The following is an 18,980-nucleotide window of genomic DNA, read 5'->3' as shown; positions in this document are numbered from 1 at the left end:
CATGTACATTTCAATTGACATTTTTAGAAAGAGGGAATATCATACTGATAAAACCGATAAGAAAAAGGGGAATTTTTATGGGTACAGAATTTAATGGTTTATTTGATGAGTGGGCTCATACGTACGACTCATTTGTACAAGGCGAAGATATACAATATAAAGAAGTTTTCGCCCATTATGAGGACATTCTAGAGGATGTAGTTAACAAGTCATTTGGTAACGTATTAGAATTTGGTGTCGGTACAGGTAATTTAACAAATAAATTATTACTTGCTGGCCGCACAGTTTACGGTATAGAACCGTCACGTGAAATGCGCATGATTGCAAAAGAGAAATTGCCAAAAGAGTTTTCCATTACAGAAGGTGATTTTCTTTCGTTTGAAGTCCCGAATTCCATTGATACTATAGTAAGCACCTATGCATTTCATCATTTAACAGATGATGAAAAAAATGTAGCGATTGCGAAGTATAGTCAATTGCTAAACAAAGGTGGTAAAATAGTGTTTGCTGATACGATATTTGCAGATCAAGATGCATATGATAAAACTGTTGAAGCAGCAAAACAAAGAGGTTTTCATCAGTTAGCAAACGATTTGCAAACGGAATACTATACACGTATTCCAGTTATGCAGACTATTTTTGAAAACAATGGCTTCCATGTAACGTTTACGAGATTAAATCATTTCGTGTGGGTAATGGAGGCAACTAAGCAATAGAAAGAGGGATTAGATTGAGAATTGCTGTAATTGGAGCAATGGAAGAAGAAGTACGTATTTTACGTGATAAATTAGAACAAGCAGAAACAGAAACGGTTGCGGGTTGTGAATTTACGAAAGGGCAATTAGCAGGACATGAAGTAATCTTGTTAAAGTCTGGTATTGGTAAAGTAAATGCAGCGATGTCAACGACAATTTTATTAGAAAGATATAAGCCTGAAAAAGTCATTAATACTGGTTCAGCTGGTGGATTCCATCATTCTCTAAATGTTGGGGATGTCGTTATTTCAACAGAAGTTCGTCACCATGACGTAGATGTAACAGCATTTAACTATGAGTATGGTCAAGTACCAGGAATGCCGCCTGGATTTAAAGCTGATGAAGCATTAGTTGCATTAGCTGAAAAATGTATGCAGGCAGAAGAAAATATTCAAGTTGTAAAAGGTATGATTGCAACAGGTGATTCATTTATGAGTGATCCGAACCGAGTTGCAGCCATTCGTGATAAATTTGAAAACCTTTATGCAGTAGAAATGGAAGCAGCAGCTGTTGCACAAGTATGCCACCAATATGAAGTTCCGTTTGTTATCATTCGTGCACTTTCTGATATTGCTGGTAAAGAATCAAATGTTTCATTTGATCAATTTTTAGATCAAGCAGCTCTTCATTCTACAAACTTTATCGTAAAAGTATTAGAAGAGTTAAAGTAATGTAACAAAAAGGCAACTGTCTCATATAAAGAAAATACATACAGTTGCCTTTTCTTTATTGGCAAATAAGGGGGAGAACACGATGAATGTATATCGTGGAGTTCATGAGTTAATTGGTCATACACCAATTGTGGAAATTACTCGTTTTTCACTTCCAGAAGGGGTCCGTTTATTTGCAAAGCTTGAATTTTATAACCCAGGCGGAAGCGTTAAGGACCGATTAGGAAGAGAATTAATCGAAGATGCGCTAGAAAAAGGGCTTGTTACAGAGGGCGGAACAATTATTGAACCGACAGCTGGAAATACTGGTATTGGACTGGCACTCGCAGCGTTACAACATGATTTACACGTTATCGTTTGTGTACCAGAGAAATTTAGCATTGAAAAACAAGAATTAATGAAAGCACTAGGCGCAACGGTCGTGCATACGCCGACTGAGCAAGGAATGACCGGTGCAATTGCAAAAGCAAAAGAGTTAGTAAATGAGATACCGAATTCATACTCTCCAAGTCAGTTCGCAAATGAGGCAAATCCTCGTGCATATTTTAAAACATTAGGACCTGAACTTTGGTCGGCACTTAATGGAGAGATTAACATATTTGTTGCTGGAGCAGGAACTGGCGGTACGTTTATGGGGACTGCATCTTATTTAAAAGAAAAAAATGTAGATATAAAAACGGTTATTGTGGAACCAGAAGGATCTATTTTAAATGGTGGTAAAGCTGGCTCACATGAAACAGAAGGGATTGGCCTTGAATTCATCCCGCCATTTTTGAAAACATCTTATTTTGATGAAATTCATACGATTTCTGATCAAAATGCATTTTTACGAGTGAAAGAATTAGCGCAAAAAGAAGGACTTCTTGTTGGGAGCTCTTCAGGAGCAGCATTTCATGCAAGTTTACTTGAAGCAGAGAAAGCGGCGCCAGGTACAAATATTGTAACGATTTTTCCTGATAGTAGTGAGCGCTATTTAAGTAAAGACATATACAAAGGATGGGAATAAAAAATGAGAGCAAAGACAAAGTTAATTCATGGTATTCGCATAGGAGAACCTTCAACTGGATCTGTAAATGTACCGATTTATCAAACGAGTACGTACAAACAAGAAGCAGTTGGTAAGCATCAAGGATATGAATATTCACGTACAGGAAACCCAACACGTGCAGCTTTAGAAGAAATGATTGCGGTATTAGAAAACGGCCATGCTGGTTTCGCATTTGGTTCAGGAATGGCGGCTATTACAGCTACAATTATGTTGTTTTCAAAAGGTGACCACGTTATTTTAACAGATGATGTGTATGGCGGAACGTACCGCGTGATTACGAAAGTGTTAAACCGCTTCGGTATTGAGCATACATTTGTAGATACAACAAACTTAGAGGAAGTTGAAGAAGCGATTCGTCCAAATACGAAAGCGATTTATGTAGAAACACCAACGAATCCGTTACTAAAAATTACTGATATTAAAAAAATATCTACTCTTGCTAAAGAGAAAGATTTATTAACAATTATTGATAACACATTCATGACGCCATATTGGCAGTCGCCGATTTCTTTAGGAGCAGACATTGTACTTCATAGTGCAACGAAATATTTAGGAGGTCATAGTGACGTAGTTGCAGGTTTAGTAGTTGTAAATAGTCCGCAATTAGCAGAAGACCTTCACTTTGTACAAAACTCAACAGGAGGCATTCTTGGCCCGCAAGATAGTTTCTTACTACTTCGTGGTTTAAAAACATTAGGAATTCGAATGGAAGAGCATGAAACGAATTCACGCGCAATTGCTGAGTTTTTAAATAATCATCCAAAAGTGAATAAAGTATATTATCCAGGCCTTGAGTCACATCAAAACCATGAACTGGCAACAGAACAGGCAAATGGATTTGGTGCTATTATCTCATTTGATGTAGATAGCGAAGAAACATTAAATAAAGTACTTGAGAGATTACAATACTTTACGCTGGCTGAAAGTTTAGGAGCAGTAGAAAGTTTAATTTCTATTCCCTCTCAAATGACGCATGCATCAATCCCAGCAGATCGTCGCAAAGAATTAGGAATTACAGATACATTAATTCGAATTTCTGTCGGTATTGAAGACGGAGAAGATTTAATTGAAGATTTAGCACAAGCGTTAGCATAGTAAAAATGCACTGCTAGTATAGGCAGTGCATTTTTACTATATTAATTTGTGAAATATTTCACAAATTAGACAAACACAAATAAAATAAATTCATGTATATTAAGTTCATGAAGTGTTACCCACGAACAAACTTGTGAAATGTTTCACAAACAATGAGGTTCATGTAGGAAAGCAATTCTATTTTTTTGCGCTAATCAGGACTAATTATGACCTGTAGGGTCTTATTTAGTCCAAGATAGCAGAATAGGAGGAATTTACATGGTAGTCAAAGAGAAAGTTGTAAATGAAATGCAGGAAGTAAAAGAGATGATTGATACGTTAGTGAATAACGGTCAGAGAGCTTTACAAGCATTAGAAAGTTTTACACAAGAGCAAATTGACAACATTGTTCATGAAATGGCATTAGCAGGTGTTGATCAACATATGCCGCTTGCGAAGTTGGCTGTTGAAGAAACAGGTCGTGGTGTATACGAAGATAAATGTATTAAAAATATTTTTGCTACTGAATATATTTGGCATAGCATAAAGAAAGATAAAACAGTAGGGATTATTCACGAAGATCCTCATGAAGAAATAATAGAAATTGCGGAGCCCGTCGGTGTAGTAGCTGGGGTAACACCAGTAACGAATCCAACATCGACAACAATGTTTAAAGCATTAATCGCGATAAAAACGAGAAATCCAATTATTTTCGCATTTCATCCTTCAGCACAAAACTGTTCCATTGCAGCGGCAAAAACAGTATATGATGCAGCGGTGAAGGCGGGGGCACCAAAACATTGTATACAGTGGATTGAAAAACCTTCTGTCGAAGCAACGAAACAATTAATGAACCATGAAGGTGTTGCTCTTGTTTTGGCAACTGGAGGGGCTGGTATGGTGAAATCAGCTTATTCTACTGGAAAACCAGCGCTAGGTGTAGGTCCTGGTAATGTACCATGTTATATAGAGAAATCAGCGCATATAAAACGAGCGGTTAATGATTTGATTTTATCTAAAACATTTGATAATGGTATGATTTGTGCATCAGAACAAGCAATTATTGTAGACAAGGAAATTTATGATAATGTGAAAACAGAAATGATTGCAAATGATTGTTATTTTGTAACCGAGGAAGAGAGAAGTAAATTAGAAAAGCTTGTTATTAATGAAAATACATGTGCAGTAAATAGTGATATTGTAGGGAAATCCGCACAGTATATTGCCGAATTAGTTGGAATTACTGTACCTAAAAATACAAAAATGCTTGTAGCTGAAATACAAGGCATCGGAGCTGCATATCCACTATCTCGTGAGAAGTTAAGTCCAGTATTAGCTTGTGTAAAAGCAAATTCATTAGAAGAAGGGTTTACATATTGTGAAGAAATGTTAAACCTCGGTGGTTTAGGACATTCAGCAGTTATCCATTCTGTAAATAAAGAAGTGCAAAAGCAATTTGGATTACGTATGAAAGCTTGCCGCCTTATTATAAATGCCCCTTCATCACAAGGTGGAATCGGTGACATATATAATGGATTTATTCCATCACTTACGCTTGGCTGCGGTTCCTACGGGAAAAACTCGGTTTCTCAAAACGTAACAGCGACGCACTTATTAAATATAAAAAGGTTGGCAAATAGAAAAAAGAATATGCAGTGGTTCAAATTACCACCAAAAATTTATTTTGAAAAACATGCGACATCATATTTAGCAAATATGCCTAACATTTCACGTGCGTTTATTGTAACGGATCCAGGAATGGTTGAGCACGGATATGTAGATACGGTTACGCATTATTTACGTAAACATGCAAATGATGTGAAAGTTGAAGTTTTCTTTGAGGTCGAGCCAGATCCGTCAGATGAAACTGTGTTTAAAGGTGCGGAAATGATGAGAAGTTTTCAGCCTGATGTCATTATCGCACTTGGTGGTGGTTCAGCGATGGATGCAGCGAAAGGGATGTGGCTTTTCTATGAGCACCCAGAAACAACATTCTATGGAATTAAACAGAAGTTTTTAGATATAAGAAAACGTACATGTAAATATCCGGAATTAGGAAGTAAGGCGCAGTTTGTTGCTATTCCAACAACATCTGGAACAGGATCAGAAGTGACACCATTTGCGGTTATTACAGATAAGAAAAATAATATAAAGTATCCACTCGCCGATTATGAATTAACGCCAGATGTAGCAATTGTTGATCCACAATTTGTAATGACAGTACCACCACATGTAACAGCAGACACTGGGATGGACGTATTAACGCATGCAATCGAGGCGTATGTGTCTGTTTTAGCAAATGACTATACAGATGGATTAGCATTAAAGGCTATTGATCTCGTATTTAAATATTTACCAAGAGCATTTAAAGATGGACATGATGAAGAAGCACGAGAAAAAATGCATAATGCTTCTGCAATTGCAGGGATGGCATTTGCAAATGCTTTCCTAGGTATTAATCACAGTTTAGCACATAAAATTGGACCAGAATTTCATATTCCGCATGGGCGTGCGAATGCAATTCTTATGCCGCACGTAGTTCGCTATAATGCTATTAAGCCAAGAAAACACGCATTGTTCCCAAAATATGAGCATTTTGTAGCTGATGAACGCTATGCACATATTGCGAGAATGCTCGGGCTACCAGCAAGTTCGGTGGCAGAAGGTGTAGAATCACTCGTCAAAGCAATTATTGATCTCGGAAAAAGTTTAAATATAAATATGAGTATTGCGGGACAAGGAGTTGCTAAAGACCAATTTGAAGAGGTTGTTGGATTATTAGCAGAAAGAGCTTTTGAAGATCAATGTACAACAGCTAATCCGAAATTACCTCTCATTTCAGAGCTGAAAGAAATTTATATGAAAGCATATAAAGGTGAGTAATGGTTATGAAAGAGTCGCAATAAAGCGGCTCTTTTTCTTTTGGAAAACATCTCCCAGAATGGCTGTATTTACTTGTCTTTAAGTTTAGTAGAATATGATACAGTGAAATGGAGGAGTGAGAATATAATGAAAGAATTACAAGAGAAAATAGAAGATTATACTCGGTTCGGACAAATTCTTCTCGCTGTAAGTACATTGTTAATGGTTGGCTTATTGATTCCAAATGGAGCAAAAGAAACGATACAATTTTTTGTTATGATGGGGAGCATCGTTATATTTTTAAGTTTATCTTTCTTTTTCTTTCAGCGTGTGAAAGTGATGCGAGACAAGTTAGAGGGAAACGAATGTGAATAATATTGATAAATAGTGCGTTACAAAAAGAAGGAATCTTTTTGTAACGCTTTTTGTTTTTTTCTAGAAAATGTATGTGTTTCATATTGACAATGATAATCCTTATCAATTAAAGTAGAATAGTAGTTAATGATTATCATTATCAATTAGAGGTGGGAGAATGAAAAAATCTATTACGCTATTTACAGCGATTTTATCTATTTTTTTCTTATTAATAGGTTGCAGTGCAAAGGGAGACGAAAAAGCAGCGGCAACAAAAACAGAAAAAGGAAAAGAGAAAATAGAAGTTACCGACCTGTCAGGAAGAAAGGTAATATTCGATAAAGTGCCAGAGAGTTTTGCAACATTAAGTATGGGAGACATGAATATTATTCATGCTTTAGGCGGAAAAATAGTGGGTCGTCCGGATGCAAAAATAACTCTTCCAGAAGATATAAAGAAAGTACAAGTAATCGGGAATGCACATCAGCCAAATTTTGAGCAAATTGCCAGCTTAAAGCCCGATGTACTTATTGCTAATAATGGGTTCCAAAAGAATGTTCCAACGGTTGAAGGGCAAGGAACGAAAGTAATGATTTCTTCTACGAATTCTGTACAAGATATTCTAAAGAATATTGAACTATACGGAACGATAATGAAAAAAGAAGATAAAGCAAAAGAACTTAACCAAAAAATTACGAATCAAATGAAGACATATGAGAAAAAGAGTGATGTGAAAGCATTGCTAGTGTATGGAGCACCTGGTACTTATTTAGCGGCATTACCAACTTCTTTATCAGGTGATATTTTAGAGAAAACAGGTGGGAAAAATATTGCCGCTGATTTTCCAGAAATGAAGGAATATCCGCAATATGCACAGCTAAGTGTAGAACGCATTATTGAGGCGAATCCTGATGTGATTTACTTAATTACACATGGAGATCCAAATAGCGTTAAAAAAGCATTTGAAGGTGAAATGATGAAAAATGAAGCGTGGAAAAATTTAGATGCAGTAAAACAAAATCGCGTAGTTATTTTGCCACCAGACTTATTTGGATCAAATCCTGGAACAAAAGTTACAGAAGCGATGGACTTTATGTATAAAAGTATACAAGATGTAAGGAAATGATAAGTATGGAAAGTAGTGAAGTAGTAAGGGAAAAGGAACATCCTTTTGCGAAAAAAAGATGGATCATAGCAGTTACCTTAGTTGTATTAACGGTTTTATGTCTTTTTTACGGTCTTTTCGCAGGAAGCCTATCCTTTTCTTTACGAGATATTGTAACAGGGATACAAGATGAAGGTTCGACAGTTCATCGAATTGTATGGGACCTTCGTATACCAAGAGTGCTCGTTGGATTTATAGTAGGAACATGTTTAGCTGCATCTGGCGCAATGCTGCAAGGGGTGATGAGAAATCCTCTTGCAGACCCTGGTATTATCGGGGTGTCATCTGGAGCAGGCCTTGTTGCAATTGTAATTATGATTTTATTCCCTCAGCATATGGCGTTTTTACCACTCGGTGCGTTTTTAGGAGCTTTCATAACGGCGATGATCATTTATGCTTTATCATGGCAAAAAGGGGCGCCACCTTCAAGAATTGTCTTAGTAGGTGTGTCAATTAATGCATTAATAGGTGCAGCGACGTCAGCATTAATGTTATTACATAGTGACAAAGTACAATCCGTGTTACCGTGGTTAGCGGGTGGTATTGGCGGTGTAAGTTGGGCACATTTAAACATGATTATTTATTATGCAATATTCGCTATTATACTGGCCTTCTTCGGTATCAAGCATATTCGAGTATTAATGCTTGGAGATGAAATGGCGAAATTATTAGGTCATAACGTGGAGAGAAGTCGTTTTTATTTAATAGTAGTAAGCACATTATTAGCTGGAATAGCAGTTAGTGTTTCTGGTCTTATTGGATTTGTCGGCCTTGTCGTACCACATATGTTACGTTTATTAGTTGGAAATGACTATAAATATTTACTGCCATTATCATGCCTTGGCGGAGGGATATTACTTGTTTTCGCGGATGCGATAGCTCGAAGTTGGTTTGATCCAATTGAATTGCCTGTCGGTATTTTATTATCCTTCTTAGGCGGTCCGTTCTTCTTATATTTAATTCATAGAGGGGGAAAACAGCGTGATTTCCGTTAATAAAGTGTTTTACGCACATTCTGAAAGATTTCAAATGCAAAATATGAATGTACATATTAAAGCTGGAGAAGTCGTTAGTTTGATTGGACCGAATGGATCTGGGAAATCTACTTTGCTTCGTTTAATAGCAAGACTACTTAAACAAAGCGAAGGGGATATCGTTTTAGATGGAAAAAGTATTCATACGATGAAAAGTGCCGATGTAGCGAAGCAATTAGCGATGTTACCACAAATGCATGATCATCAATTAGATTTAACAGTGAAAGAATTAATCGAATTTGGAAGAGGCCCTCATAAGTTATGGAGAGGTCGCTTAAATAAAGAAGATGAAGAAATTGTTGATTGGGCATTGTCTGTTACAAATCTTGAAGGGTATGAATATCGTCTTTTACAATCTTTATCAGGAGGGGAAAGACAACGCGCTTGGATTGCAATGACGCTAGCACAACGTACGAATGTCTTATTATTGGATGAGCCAACAACTTTTTTAGATATCGTTCATCAGTTGGAAGTAATGGAACTTGTGAAACGACTAAACGAGGAATTTGGCATGACAATTATAATGGTTTTACATGATATTAACCAAGCGGCTCAATATAGTGATCGTTTACTCGTATTAAAGCGAGGGAAGCTTCAGTATGATGGTATACCAGAAGAAGTGTTATGTCATGAAATGTTTCAACATGTATTTGGCATAGAGGTAGATATTTTTCAAGGAAGCGATAAGCCATTTTTTACACCGAAACGAATTTCTAAAAAAGGAGGAGCAAAATGCGAACAGAAGAACGTGTTACCACTGAGTTAGTAAGGGAATTTGTTATGGCAGCTCACGGAGATTTAGAAAAAGTACAAGAACTGTTGGCTGAATCGCCAAGTTTACTTCATGCTTCTTACAATTGGGGTGGATCAGATTGGGAAAGTGCGTTAGGAGCAGCGGCACATGTAGGGCGTAAAGATATTGCTCTTTACTTATTAGAAAAGGGTGCTCGAATGGATATTTTCGCGGCCGCTATGCTGGGGGAATTAGAAGTTGTACAAGCTATTTTAGTAGCACAACCAGAAGCATTACGTGCATCTGGTCCACATGGTATTTCTCTTCTTCAACATGCACGAATGGGTGGAGAAAAAGCACAGCGTGTATTTGACTACTTAACGGTGCTTTCTTACTGACCGCCAAAGTTCTTATGTGCGGTAAACTTTTCACTTTTATATAATTGGAAAGTTTACCGCCCGTTAGAACGGGATAAGTATCTAGTGTATTTGAAAATCCTACACCCCCCTCAATTGTAGTTTTCTTTATGCTAGTTATGATATGGATGCAGTAGACAATATTTGTCTACTGCCTTTTTTTAATTCTTTTGAGATTGAATATTCTGTATTTTAATGTTAGTTCATTTATAATAGATAGTAACATTTAGTATGGATACAAGACGTGAGCGTGTAATGAAGTACAAATTCGTGGGAAGGAGTGCAGAAATGTTTCATACAGATCGTTTACAAATTCGCAAATATACAATGGATGATTTACAGTTCTACGCTTCACTATGGGGAAATGAGAAGGTAATGCGCTATATTGGAAATGGGACGTTAAAAACATATATGCAGTGTAAAAAAAGTTTGGAGGAGTGGGTGATTCCTAGCTATAAAAACGGTCTCGGTTTATTTGTATTGATTGAAAAGGAAACGGGAATACGAATTGGTCATGCAGGATTAGTAAAGCAGCAAATAGATGGAAAAGAGGAAATTGAAATTGGTTATTGGTTATTACCTCAGTATTGGGGAAAAGGGTATGCGAAAGAAGCAGCGGCAGCATTTCGAGATTATGGCTTCCAAGCGTTACGAATGAATAAATTAATCTCTCTTATTAATCCGGATCACCCCGCCTCAATCTTTGTTGCTAGAAAAACGGGGCTTAGTTATGAGAAAACAACTTCATTTCATGGGATGGATGTTCTCGTTTATTCCATTAGGCGCATTGGATGAAAAAAGGTGAATTGCATCTTTTGAAGAATGGTATATAAAAATAAAGGGGGGATTACATGTACATTTATCATAATGGACTTATTATTCGTGAGGGAACGAATGGTGTACCTGCATATGCAATTAAAACTTTATTCGAAGATGCCGGTTGGAGCAATGATAATATCCCTTCTTGGCAAATTGAAAAATTCACGATAGCATTTGAAAATTCAACATGGGCATTCACAATTTGGGATGAAGAAGAGATGATTGCGATGGTTAGAGTCATTTCTGATGGAATCATGGTAGCCAACATAGTAAATTTAGTTGTGAAATGTGAATATAGAGGGAAGGGATTAGGTAAGAAACTTGTTGCTCTTTGTTTGCAAAAATTGCCACATGGTGACTGGTTTGCGCATACTTCTGCGAGTAATTTTGATTTTTATAGAAGTTGTGGTTTTGAGGTGAGAGAGTTATCGAGAAATGGAACATGTGCGTACTATGGATATCAAATAGCTAAAAAAGAGGGGCACCGATAAGGAGAAAAAGTAGAACAGAAAAAGGCTTACTATTTTAATAATATAAACTGAACTAAGATTCATTTTACGATAAAATGAAAGAAAATTCTGTTTATTATTAGGGGGATAAAAATGAGTATAAAAGTTGGGGATGTATTTAAATACGAAAGAAGATTTACTGAGGAAGAGGTTTTTGAATTTGCAAATATTACAGGGGATAAAGGTAGGCATCATATGGAATATGATGAAAATGGACGTTTAATGGTTCATGGTTTATTGACTGCTAGTATTGGAACGAAAGTAGGCGAAGAATTACATTACATAGCAAGAGAATTAGTAAGTGAGTTTATTAGACCAGTTTTTACAGGAGATACGATCACTTGTGAATTAACTTTAACGAATGTTGAACAGATGGAAGGATACAAAAAGGTTTCAATCGAGTCAGTTTATCGTAATCAACACGAAAAGACTGTACTAGTTGGGACAAGCTATGGAGTTATAAGAGGATAAAAAGAAGCCTGATTTACAGGCTTCTTTTTTTAATAAACACGTTTTCGATTTTCTGCATGACTAGAGATGAGTAATAATGCAGTTTCTTCTCCTATATTACGAACGATATGAGGAACACATGCATTCCAGGAGAAAGAATCTCCTTCTTCTACAATTGCAACATCTTCTCCATGTTGAACTTCTAGTTTTCCGCGTAATACAAGGTGACATTCTTCTCCTTCATGGGCATTTGGTGTGTTTTCTTTCGGAAACCCAGCAGGAATTTCTACGAGATTGAGGCGAAGGCCACCTTGCTCTGCAACATGTTCAATTCTTTGTTCATCTTTTCCGTATACACTATATTTACGCTCTACCTTTTTGACAACTTTCAATCGATCTTTTTGTTCTAACAATAAATAGGGAAGAGGAACGTTTAAAAAATTGGAGATTGTTTCTAAAGTTGAGATAGATGGTGATGTTTTATTATTTTCAACCTGACTCATAAACCCTTTAGAAAGACCTGTTCCCTCACAAATTTGTGCAATTGTTATGCCTCTACGTTGACGAATTTCACGTATTGCAGAACCAATATTCATAAAATCAAGCTCCTTTTTATAAACAACTATTTGTATCATAGCAAAAAAAATATATATTTTCCCAGTGAAAATGAATTGACGAATAAAAAAAATTAGTGTATGTTTTGTAATGTAAATAAAAGTTTTGTATAAGAAAACTATAAAGGAGAGAAGGAAATGAATCAACATATTGGTAACTTAATTATTCGTATCGTGTTAGGGGTAACGTTCTTTATGCACGGTTTAACAAAATTCCAATCGGGAATTGACAATATTGCAGGGTGGTTCACAAGCATTGGTTTACCAGGAGGACTTGCATACGGTGTAGCAACAGTTGAATTAGTTGGCGGTCTATTATTAATTCTAGGTTTAGGTGTAAGATATATTGGATTATTATTTGCACTAGTTATGGTTGGAGCAATTGTAAAAGTAAAATGGTCAGCTGGTTTATTAGGAGATGGAAAAAATCCTGGTTTCGAATTAGAGCTTGCATTGTTAGCAATGGGTGCGTACTTATTTGTTGCGAAAGCGGATGGTTTTGTAGATAATTTCTTAAAAGAGAAAATGTCAAAGAAGAACTAATTTAAATGGGAGGCTAACAAGATGAGTTTTCAACTTCATCCCGATACAACACTTGATGTTGTTCATTTATATGTATCAAATATAAAGAAATCACTAGAGTTTTATACAGAAGTACTACGTATGAAAGTGCTAAAAGAAGATGAAATGGTCGTTACATTTGGGAATGAAAATAACGAACCACTCCTTATCATTGAAGAAAAGAAAGAAGCCTTACCAAAGCAAAGAGGGAGAACGGGTTTATATCATTACGCAATTTTATTACCGAGCAGACAGGATTTAGCGAATATCCTTCGTCATCTTGTAGAAATGGTATATCCACTGCACGGCGGAGCTGACCATTACTTTAGTGAGGCCCTTTATTTAGCTGATCCAGATGGAAACGGGATTGAAATTTATCATGATCGTCAAAAAGAAGTTTGGCGTGATGAGAATGGAGAGCTACCATTTGTTAGTAACCCGTTAGCTGGTGAAGAATTATTACAGCAAGGAAGTAAATGGAGTGGGTTTCCAGCTGGTACTGTGATGGGACATATTCATTTCCATGTAGCTGATTTGGAAGAAGCGAAACGTTTCTATGTGGATGGTCTTGGCTTTGAAGTAACGATCCCAGCCCGTAATGGGGCGCTCTTTGTATCGGCAGGCGGCTACCATCACCATATCGGTTTAAATACGTGGCAAGGTGAAGGAATACTACCGCAAATGCCAAATTCTGTTGGCTTGAAATATTTCACAATTGTACTAGCAGATGAAAAACAAAAAGAGCAAGTATGTGAAAGCTTAAAAAATATTGGCAAGATTGCTACGTACAAAGATGGAATATTACAAGTAGAGGATCCATTTGGACATTGTATCCATTTCAAAATAAAAGGAGAAGCCTAATAAAGGCTTCTCTTTTTTACTTTCTTATAATGGCTTTTTCATTTTGGACAAATAGTTCATCAAATTGCTTCGCAAGCTCAAAATCGAGTTTCGTTAAACCTTTTGCATTCCAAGATGACAAAGTAATAATGACTGCTTTATACTGGATAAGGATAAATGGGTGGTGATTATGTTCTTCTGATAGTTTGGCGGCTTCAGAGACAAATTCGACTCCTTTTAAGTAGTCGGAAAACATATATTTTCTTTCAATCCATTTTTCATCTTTTACTACCCATTTATCTAACCTCAATAATTCTTCTTGAACTTCCTCTTCAGTTAATCGTAGCATCATTTTTCACATCCTTTACTGGAAGTAGCGTAAGACCATTGTTAATAAGACGTGTTACAGCTTCATCCGTTGTGAAAGTAGAAAGTTGTTGTAATAATGCTGCTGATGTTTCGTGCCCTTTGTTATGCTCTAAAAGCAATTCTAATATTTCAAGGCGAAGTAACCATTCTTTCGGATACAATTTATTTAATACTTCTTGAATTGCTACTAATTGCTCGATATGCGCGTCGTGTAAAATACCTTCATTTCGGATATCGCGAACTGTTTGATACATACGTTCAAGTTCATTCAGTACAAGTGGAGCAGGAATTTCTTGGATTTCTTCATCCATTGGGAAAAATGCTGCAGCATCTGCGGCACCTGGGAATACCGAAGTGATTGTTGAACCAACAGCCATATCAAATGCGCCCCATGAAGCATCAAATAAAACGCGGTCGTTATAAGTAACTGTACAATTGATAAAGGAAATAAGAGCGATTTTATTATCGTTTTTTACAATATCTGTTACTGTTCCTTTTACATGAATACCACTTGCAAAAGTAAACTCAGCAACATTTCCAATTGTAATTCCTAATGATTGTAATTGTTCATCTGTACAATTTTCTAATGCAATATTTTCAGTGAGTAATCCAATTGGTGTTCCAAACCCGTCACTGTGTACAGACGTAGAATGATTCGCTAGCTGTTTATTGTGAATTGCTAATGCTGTTGGCGAGCTCGTTCGCATGTAAATCAATTCACCTGCATCGTTTTCAATTGTCTCGGTAAATGTACCTGTAATTTGTAAGCCGCTATTTAATTCAGCAGTTGCATGATTTTCAGAGCGAATTGCTTTTTCTAATCCTTCTTTACCACCTGTTTTAAAGGCCATCGTTTCAGAGAATTTCTCAAGTGCTTCTGTTAATTCTTCAAATGATTCACAAACAAATAGTTGTGGTTGCATTTTTGTTACGTCATAAGTTGTACTTGTACATGCCTCTATAGAGAATGGAACCTTTTCTACAGCGTCTGTTAAGCAATATTTGCTTTCGCCAACAGAAGAAAGAAGACCAGCACCATATATTTTTGGAGCATCTATATTTCCAATTAATCCATATTCTACTGTCCACCAGAAAAGACGTGAAATTTGTTCCGCTTCTGATAAGCCAGAAACTAACTTTTGTTTTTCAAGTACATTATTCTCAGCAGCTGTAACTTCATCAGGAGTAGAAGTAGGGCTTTCTTTTACAATTGTTAATGTACGAACAGCTTCGAATGCATCATGTTCTTCTTTTGTTGAGAAAGCTTTTGCACCAATTTGTCCAAATCGTTTCACATATTTTGCATATGTAGGATCAAGTAAAATAGGTGCGTGTCCTGCAGCTTCGTGTACAATATCTGGAGCTGGTGTATACTCGATATTCTCTACCTTGCGAATATCTGTTGCGATTGGTAGCAATCCGTGCCCTTGAAAATCGAAAAATGCGACGCCAGGAATAAGTCCGTCAATCGTTACAGCGCCCCAGCCGCTTGGCGCCAAACATTCATTCATTTCTTCTACCTTTGGAATTGCATCTATATTAATACCAGATGATTGTAGTCCGTTCACATAGGCTGGATGAGCAACGTCTTTTAAGAAGCTATGATTTTGTCTCATAATGTAACGCCATACAGCGTGGTTCACCGGTGTGTATTGATCATAATGCTGTGTGGATACGAATGGTTTTAAATGCGATGGAATTTCTCTTTTCTTTGTCATTTAGACATCCTCCTTTTTTTAAATAAAATTAAGTATCGGTTTCGTATAGCTTGTATCACCCCCTTTCAAAAATTGTAAGCGCTTATAAAATTTTATCATAAGATTCGGAATTATTTAATATTTGTTTCTGTGAGAAATAGAAAAAGCCCCTATCGGAAAATCCGATAGGGGCGAAAGAATCGGGTTACTACCTTATTTCACATCTAAATCAACATTTAAATTAGATGTATTTCCAGCTGCATCTGTTGCTACAATGTGAATTGTATTTTTACCTTCTTGTAATTGAGTACGATCTAAATAAATGCCGTAATTTTTCTCCCAAGGATTTAGGAATGCACTTTCCCATACACCATTTCCGTTGATTTCATACTGTAGTCTCACTGGAATTCCAGGTGCTACCCAACCAGATTCTGTCATCCAATCTAGTAAGATATCATCCACTTTTCCTGTGATTACAAGGTTTTCTTGGTCAATTTCGTATGTTAACTTAGGTGCAGTTCGATCCAGAAATACAGCAGCTGTTTGTTTTGTTTCCCCACCAGAATTAGAGGCAACTGCTTCGATTTGGTATAGACCGTCAGCTAACGGAGTACCATCTGCTTTTGTACCATTCCATTTGAAAGGTTTGTATCCAGCTGTTTCATTTTTAGCTTGATGGATAATCCCTTGGTACGTTACACGTTCTTTTGTAACTAAATTTGCGTGCAATGTTACATCATCCACAGGTGCAACTAAATAGTAGTTGATGAGATTATCGTCTAATATTTGGTCACCATTTGGACTAAATGTAGAATTAATAATTTCGAGTCCATCTATACGTTTGTAATCTTTAGGATCGATACTAAATGTAAATGGAATGCGAGTTTCTTCCTTCTTACCTTGTTCTTTTATATACACATTTCCAGTATAGACACCTTGGGGTAGCGAACTATCGACAGTGATAGTAAATGGTTTTTCGGTACTACTATTCGGCTGTATGCTAATCGATGAAGGTACAGAAGTTTTTACTTTTGTTTTTGTGTTTGTATCTAGCAATTCCACACGAGTTGAAAAACTTTTCTTTTTACTAGATAGATTTTGTAATGTAATATTTTGCGTCAGTTTTACTTTACCACTGTTTGGCTTAATAAGACCGAAGCTCACATTGTTAGGTTTGACTAATACATCTGTTTGAGCTGCTTTCGGGATGTTAATTAAACCAGACCCTTGTGTCATAATAGGATATGTATTTTCATTCACATCTTTTAAAGTTTTTGCGGTATTGGCAAGGGATGCTTTTAATTGCTCTGTCGTCCAATCAGGATGCATTTGACGCAAGAGGGCAACCGCTCCAGCTACTTGTGGAGCAGCCATACTTGTACCATTATGAGATTCATAGCCGCCTCTCGGTACTGTACTCGTAATTTGTACGCCAGGTGCAATTATATCTGGTTTTATAAGCCAACTTCCTTGTGACGGACCTCTGGAACTGAAGTTAGCAATCAATTCGGTTGGATTTGGTTGGCCAATTTTTATATTTTTCTTACGCTTTGTAATTAAGTTTTTCAACTCTTCACCGTTTACATTGGATAGTTGCATAACTGGAAGGGCTAGGTTTTCACGTGTAAAGTATTCAGGCATAATATTGATTTCTTTTTCTGTAGAAATGAATAGTACACCAATTGCACCAGCTTGCTTCGCTTGTTCAGCTTTTACTAACGTGCTAGAAGTACCTTGTAAAACAAGTGCAAATTTTCCTTTCACATCTTGTTTTGCATAATCGCTTGGATTACCATAGCCAACATATACAAGTGGAGAATCATTTCCTATTGGGAAATCTGATTTTGATAACGGTAATCCTTGGTATGTTTTGCTGGAACCAGCTACTTGGAATGTTGGAAACGGAATAGAAACTGTAGATGCTCCAACTGATATCACGCTACTTGCATTTCCAGGTGCATCAACAGACCAAGGTTTTGGACCATCATTTCCATTGGAAACGACTGCAGTAACCCCAAGCTTTGCTGCACGTTCTAACGTTAAAGTTACAGGCTGATCAGGTACATTTAAATCTTGTCCAAGGGATAGATTTAACACATCAGCACCATCTTGAATTGCTCGTTCAATACCTTGAATAATATCATCTGTTGTACCAGTACCACCGTCATTCATGACACGATAAGCTAAAATAGAAGCATTCGGAGCAACGCCTTTAATTTTTCCGTTACCAGCAATAATTCCAGCTACATGAGTACCATGTACGTTACCATCCATTGGATCATTATCTTCATCAACTGTGTCATATCCACCGATATAATTTGCTTTTAAGTCAGGATGTGTATAGTCTACACCAGAGTCGATAATCGCTACTTTCATACCTTTTCCATCAAGCGGTTTGCCAGATGGGTCTTTTAAATTCCATGCTTCAGTTGCACCAATTGTTGGTCCGCCGATATTTGGTGCTTCTTCATTAGTAGTACTTTTTGATGTTTCATGTAATTTATATGTTAAGTTCGGATAGACTGCTTTTACTTCAGGTAAAGAAGCAAGAGCGGTAATTTGATCTCCAGGAACTGAAATAGAGAATCCAGAAAATAACGTATTATACACTTCTTTAATTTTTGCACCAGGTGCTTTTTCTTTTATTTTCTTAGTTGTATCTTCTTGTGCTTTTTTAAGCTCGGTATGATAAGACTGTGCATGATTATTTTGTAAATCTGGAGCATGCTGAATGTTACTTTGTGAAGCGAGTGGAGCATGTTGCAATTCTACAATGACAGAAATTTCTTTTGATGTTTTTGTTTCAACATTTTGCGCAATTTTGTTTTCTCCCCATTGTTCAATGTTCGCTTTTAACTGTGGACTAAATTGCTTCTCCTTTTGTAGCGATTCAGCATGTGCGCTTAAAGCTCCAAAACTGGAAAAGACGAGCGCCATACTTAATAGTGTAGATGTAGTTTTTTTCATTGAAACTCCCCCTAATAAAAAGTGCTAATATTCCGAAAAAAC

Annotated in this window: 19 protein-coding genes; 15 read left to right on the top strand and 4 right to left on the bottom strand. The window is 36.6% G+C overall.

Annotated features, from left to right (window positions below; translation table 11 throughout):
* Positions 1-77 precede the first annotated feature (77 nt).
* The 13 genes from ACTFR9_RS14290 to ACTFR9_RS14230 all read left to right on the top strand — a co-directional run bounded on the left by ACTFR9_RS14290 (position 78) and on the right by ACTFR9_RS14230 (position 11,911).
* Complete coding sequence (locus ACTFR9_RS14290) at positions 78-716, top strand: class I SAM-dependent methyltransferase (RefSeq protein WP_000536319.1); 639 nt, start codon at positions 78-80, stop codon at positions 714-716.
* A gap of 14 nt (positions 717-730) precedes the next feature.
* Positions 731-1,426: a 5'-methylthioadenosine/S-adenosylhomocysteine nucleosidase gene (mtnN, locus tag ACTFR9_RS14285; RefSeq protein ID WP_001217039.1), complete on the top strand. Its 696-nt coding sequence runs from the start codon at positions 731-733 to the stop codon at positions 1,424-1,426.
* Positions 1,427-1,508: 82 nt separating this feature from the next.
* Positions 1,509-2,432 (top strand): O-acetylserine dependent cystathionine beta-synthase, encoded by a 924-nt coding sequence (locus ACTFR9_RS14280; protein WP_001103856.1) that lies wholly within the window; start codon positions 1,509-1,511, stop codon positions 2,430-2,432.
* A gap of 3 nt (positions 2,433-2,435) precedes the next feature.
* Positions 2,436-3,569 (top strand): bifunctional cystathionine gamma-lyase/homocysteine desulfhydrase, encoded by a 1,134-nt coding sequence (locus tag ACTFR9_RS14275; protein ID WP_001201909.1) that lies wholly within the window; start codon positions 2,436-2,438, stop codon positions 3,567-3,569.
* Positions 3,570-3,827: 258 nt separating this feature from the next.
* A complete protein-coding gene (adhE, locus tag ACTFR9_RS14270; RefSeq protein WP_000260470.1) occupies positions 3,828-6,431 on the top strand; it encodes a bifunctional acetaldehyde-CoA/alcohol dehydrogenase in 2,604 nt (867 codons plus the stop codon).
* A gap of 126 nt (positions 6,432-6,557) precedes the next feature.
* Entirely contained in the window at positions 6,558-6,785 is a 228-nt protein-coding gene (locus ACTFR9_RS14265; protein ID WP_000661441.1) for a YrhC family protein, read from the top strand.
* 157 nt (positions 6,786-6,942) lie between these two features.
* Complete coding sequence (locus ACTFR9_RS14260; protein WP_000748449.1) at positions 6,943-7,890, top strand: ABC transporter substrate-binding protein; 948 nt, start codon at positions 6,943-6,945, stop codon at positions 7,888-7,890.
* 5 nt (positions 7,891-7,895) lie between these two features.
* Entirely contained in the window at positions 7,896-8,924 is a 1,029-nt protein-coding gene (locus ACTFR9_RS14255) for a FecCD family ABC transporter permease (protein ID WP_000445967.1), read from the top strand.
* Positions 8,911-9,729: an ABC transporter ATP-binding protein gene (locus ACTFR9_RS14250; RefSeq protein WP_000626533.1), complete on the top strand. Its 819-nt coding sequence runs from the start codon at positions 8,911-8,913 to the stop codon at positions 9,727-9,729. Before ACTFR9_RS14255 ends, ACTFR9_RS14250 begins: the two co-directional genes overlap by 14 nt.
* Entirely contained in the window at positions 9,696-10,094 is a 399-nt protein-coding gene (locus ACTFR9_RS14245) for an ankyrin repeat domain-containing protein (protein ID WP_001258470.1), read from the top strand. The genes ACTFR9_RS14250 and ACTFR9_RS14245 overlap by 34 nt, the downstream gene beginning before the upstream one ends.
* 273 nt (positions 10,095-10,367) lie before the next feature.
* Positions 10,368-10,907 (top strand): GNAT family N-acetyltransferase, encoded by a 540-nt coding sequence (locus ACTFR9_RS14240; protein ID WP_370647175.1) that lies wholly within the window; start codon positions 10,368-10,370, stop codon positions 10,905-10,907.
* Positions 10,908-10,963: 56 nt separating this feature from the next.
* Positions 10,964-11,422, top strand: coding sequence for a GNAT family N-acetyltransferase (locus ACTFR9_RS14235; RefSeq protein ID WP_000276116.1), 459 nt, complete (start codon positions 10,964-10,966; stop codon positions 11,420-11,422).
* 111 nt (positions 11,423-11,533) lie between these two features.
* A complete protein-coding gene (locus ACTFR9_RS14230; RefSeq protein WP_000025011.1) occupies positions 11,534-11,911 on the top strand; it encodes a MaoC/PaaZ C-terminal domain-containing protein in 378 nt (125 codons plus the stop codon).
* A gap of 29 nt (positions 11,912-11,940) precedes the next feature.
* Here ACTFR9_RS14230 and ACTFR9_RS14225 read toward each other — a convergent pair whose 3' ends face one another.
* Entirely contained in the window at positions 11,941-12,486 is a 546-nt protein-coding gene (locus ACTFR9_RS14225) for a helix-turn-helix domain-containing protein (RefSeq protein WP_001020702.1), read from the bottom strand.
* Positions 12,487-12,642: 156 nt separating this feature from the next.
* Here ACTFR9_RS14225 and ACTFR9_RS14220 point away from each other — a divergent pair, with 156 nt between their 5' ends.
* Together ACTFR9_RS14220 and ACTFR9_RS14215 are read left to right on the top strand one after the other, a co-directional pair.
* Positions 12,643-13,047 (top strand): DoxX family protein, encoded by a 405-nt coding sequence (locus ACTFR9_RS14220; protein WP_001071557.1) that lies wholly within the window; start codon positions 12,643-12,645, stop codon positions 13,045-13,047.
* Positions 13,048-13,068: 21 nt separating this feature from the next.
* Positions 13,069-13,926, top strand: a complete 858-nt coding sequence (locus ACTFR9_RS14215; protein WP_000009821.1) for a VOC family protein — start codon at positions 13,069-13,071, stop codon at positions 13,924-13,926.
* Between the two features lie 16 nt (positions 13,927-13,942).
* On the opposite strand, the gene ACTFR9_RS14210 is transcribed toward ACTFR9_RS14215, so the two are convergent.
* The 3 genes from ACTFR9_RS14210 to ACTFR9_RS14200 all read right to left on the bottom strand — a co-directional run bounded on the left by ACTFR9_RS14210 (position 13,943) and on the right by ACTFR9_RS14200 (position 18,938).
* A complete protein-coding gene (locus tag ACTFR9_RS14210) occupies positions 13,943-14,257 on the bottom strand; it encodes a 4a-hydroxytetrahydrobiopterin dehydratase (protein WP_000979545.1) in 315 nt (104 codons plus the stop codon).
* Complete coding sequence (locus tag ACTFR9_RS14205; protein ID WP_000163099.1) at positions 14,238-15,992, bottom strand: aromatic amino acid hydroxylase; 1,755 nt, start codon at positions 15,990-15,992, stop codon at positions 14,238-14,240. The genes ACTFR9_RS14210 and ACTFR9_RS14205 overlap by 20 nt, the downstream gene beginning before the upstream one ends.
* A 192-nt stretch (positions 15,993-16,184) precedes the next feature.
* A complete protein-coding gene (locus ACTFR9_RS14200) occupies positions 16,185-18,938 on the bottom strand; it encodes a S8 family serine peptidase (protein WP_000754135.1) in 2,754 nt (917 codons plus the stop codon).
* Between the last annotated feature and the right edge of the window lie 42 nt (positions 18,939-18,980).

Origin of the sequence: Bacillus cereus group sp. MYBK222-1, from assembly GCF_051916425.1 — a bacterium.
Classification (GTDB): Bacteria; Bacillota; Bacilli; order Bacillales; family Bacillaceae_G; genus Bacillus_A; species Bacillus_A paranthracis.
This window is presented reverse-complemented; position numbering and strand designations above follow the sequence as displayed.

Coding starts and splice junctions, on each gene's coding strand:
- ACTFR9_RS14205 (WP_000163099.1), bottom strand. CDS start 15,992: ATGACAAAGAAAAGAGAAATTCCATCGCATTTAAAACCATTCGTATCC.
- ACTFR9_RS14230 (WP_000025011.1), top strand. CDS start 11,534: ATGAGTATAAAAGTTGGGGATGTATTTAAATACGAAAGAAGATTTACT.
- ACTFR9_RS14260 (WP_000748449.1), top strand. CDS start 6,943: ATGAAAAAATCTATTACGCTATTTACAGCGATTTTATCTATTTTTTTC.
- ACTFR9_RS14290 (WP_000536319.1), top strand. CDS start 78: ATGGGTACAGAATTTAATGGTTTATTTGATGAGTGGGCTCATACGTAC.
- ACTFR9_RS14215 (WP_000009821.1), top strand. CDS start 13,069: ATGAGTTTTCAACTTCATCCCGATACAACACTTGATGTTGTTCATTTA.
- ACTFR9_RS14200 (WP_000754135.1), bottom strand. CDS start 18,938: ATGAAAAAAACTACATCTACACTATTAAGTATGGCGCTCGTCTTTTCC.
- ACTFR9_RS14275 (WP_001201909.1), top strand. CDS start 2,436: ATGAGAGCAAAGACAAAGTTAATTCATGGTATTCGCATAGGAGAACCT.
- ACTFR9_RS14225 (WP_001020702.1), bottom strand. CDS start 12,486: ATGAATATTGGTTCTGCAATACGTGAAATTCGTCAACGTAGAGGCATA.
- ACTFR9_RS14245 (WP_001258470.1), top strand. CDS start 9,696: ATGCGAACAGAAGAACGTGTTACCACTGAGTTAGTAAGGGAATTTGTT.
- ACTFR9_RS14280 (WP_001103856.1), top strand. CDS start 1,509: ATGAATGTATATCGTGGAGTTCATGAGTTAATTGGTCATACACCAATT.
- ACTFR9_RS14210 (WP_000979545.1), bottom strand. CDS start 14,257: ATGATGCTACGATTAACTGAAGAGGAAGTTCAAGAAGAATTATTGAGG.
- ACTFR9_RS14220 (WP_001071557.1), top strand. CDS start 12,643: ATGAATCAACATATTGGTAACTTAATTATTCGTATCGTGTTAGGGGTA.
- ACTFR9_RS14265 (WP_000661441.1), top strand. CDS start 6,558: ATGAAAGAATTACAAGAGAAAATAGAAGATTATACTCGGTTCGGACAA.
- adhE (WP_000260470.1), top strand. CDS start 3,828: ATGGTAGTCAAAGAGAAAGTTGTAAATGAAATGCAGGAAGTAAAAGAG.
- ACTFR9_RS14235 (WP_000276116.1), top strand. CDS start 10,964: ATGTACATTTATCATAATGGACTTATTATTCGTGAGGGAACGAATGGT.
- ACTFR9_RS14240 (WP_370647175.1), top strand. CDS start 10,368: ATGAAGTACAAATTCGTGGGAAGGAGTGCAGAAATGTTTCATACAGAT.
- ACTFR9_RS14255 (WP_000445967.1), top strand. CDS start 7,896: ATGGAAAGTAGTGAAGTAGTAAGGGAAAAGGAACATCCTTTTGCGAAA.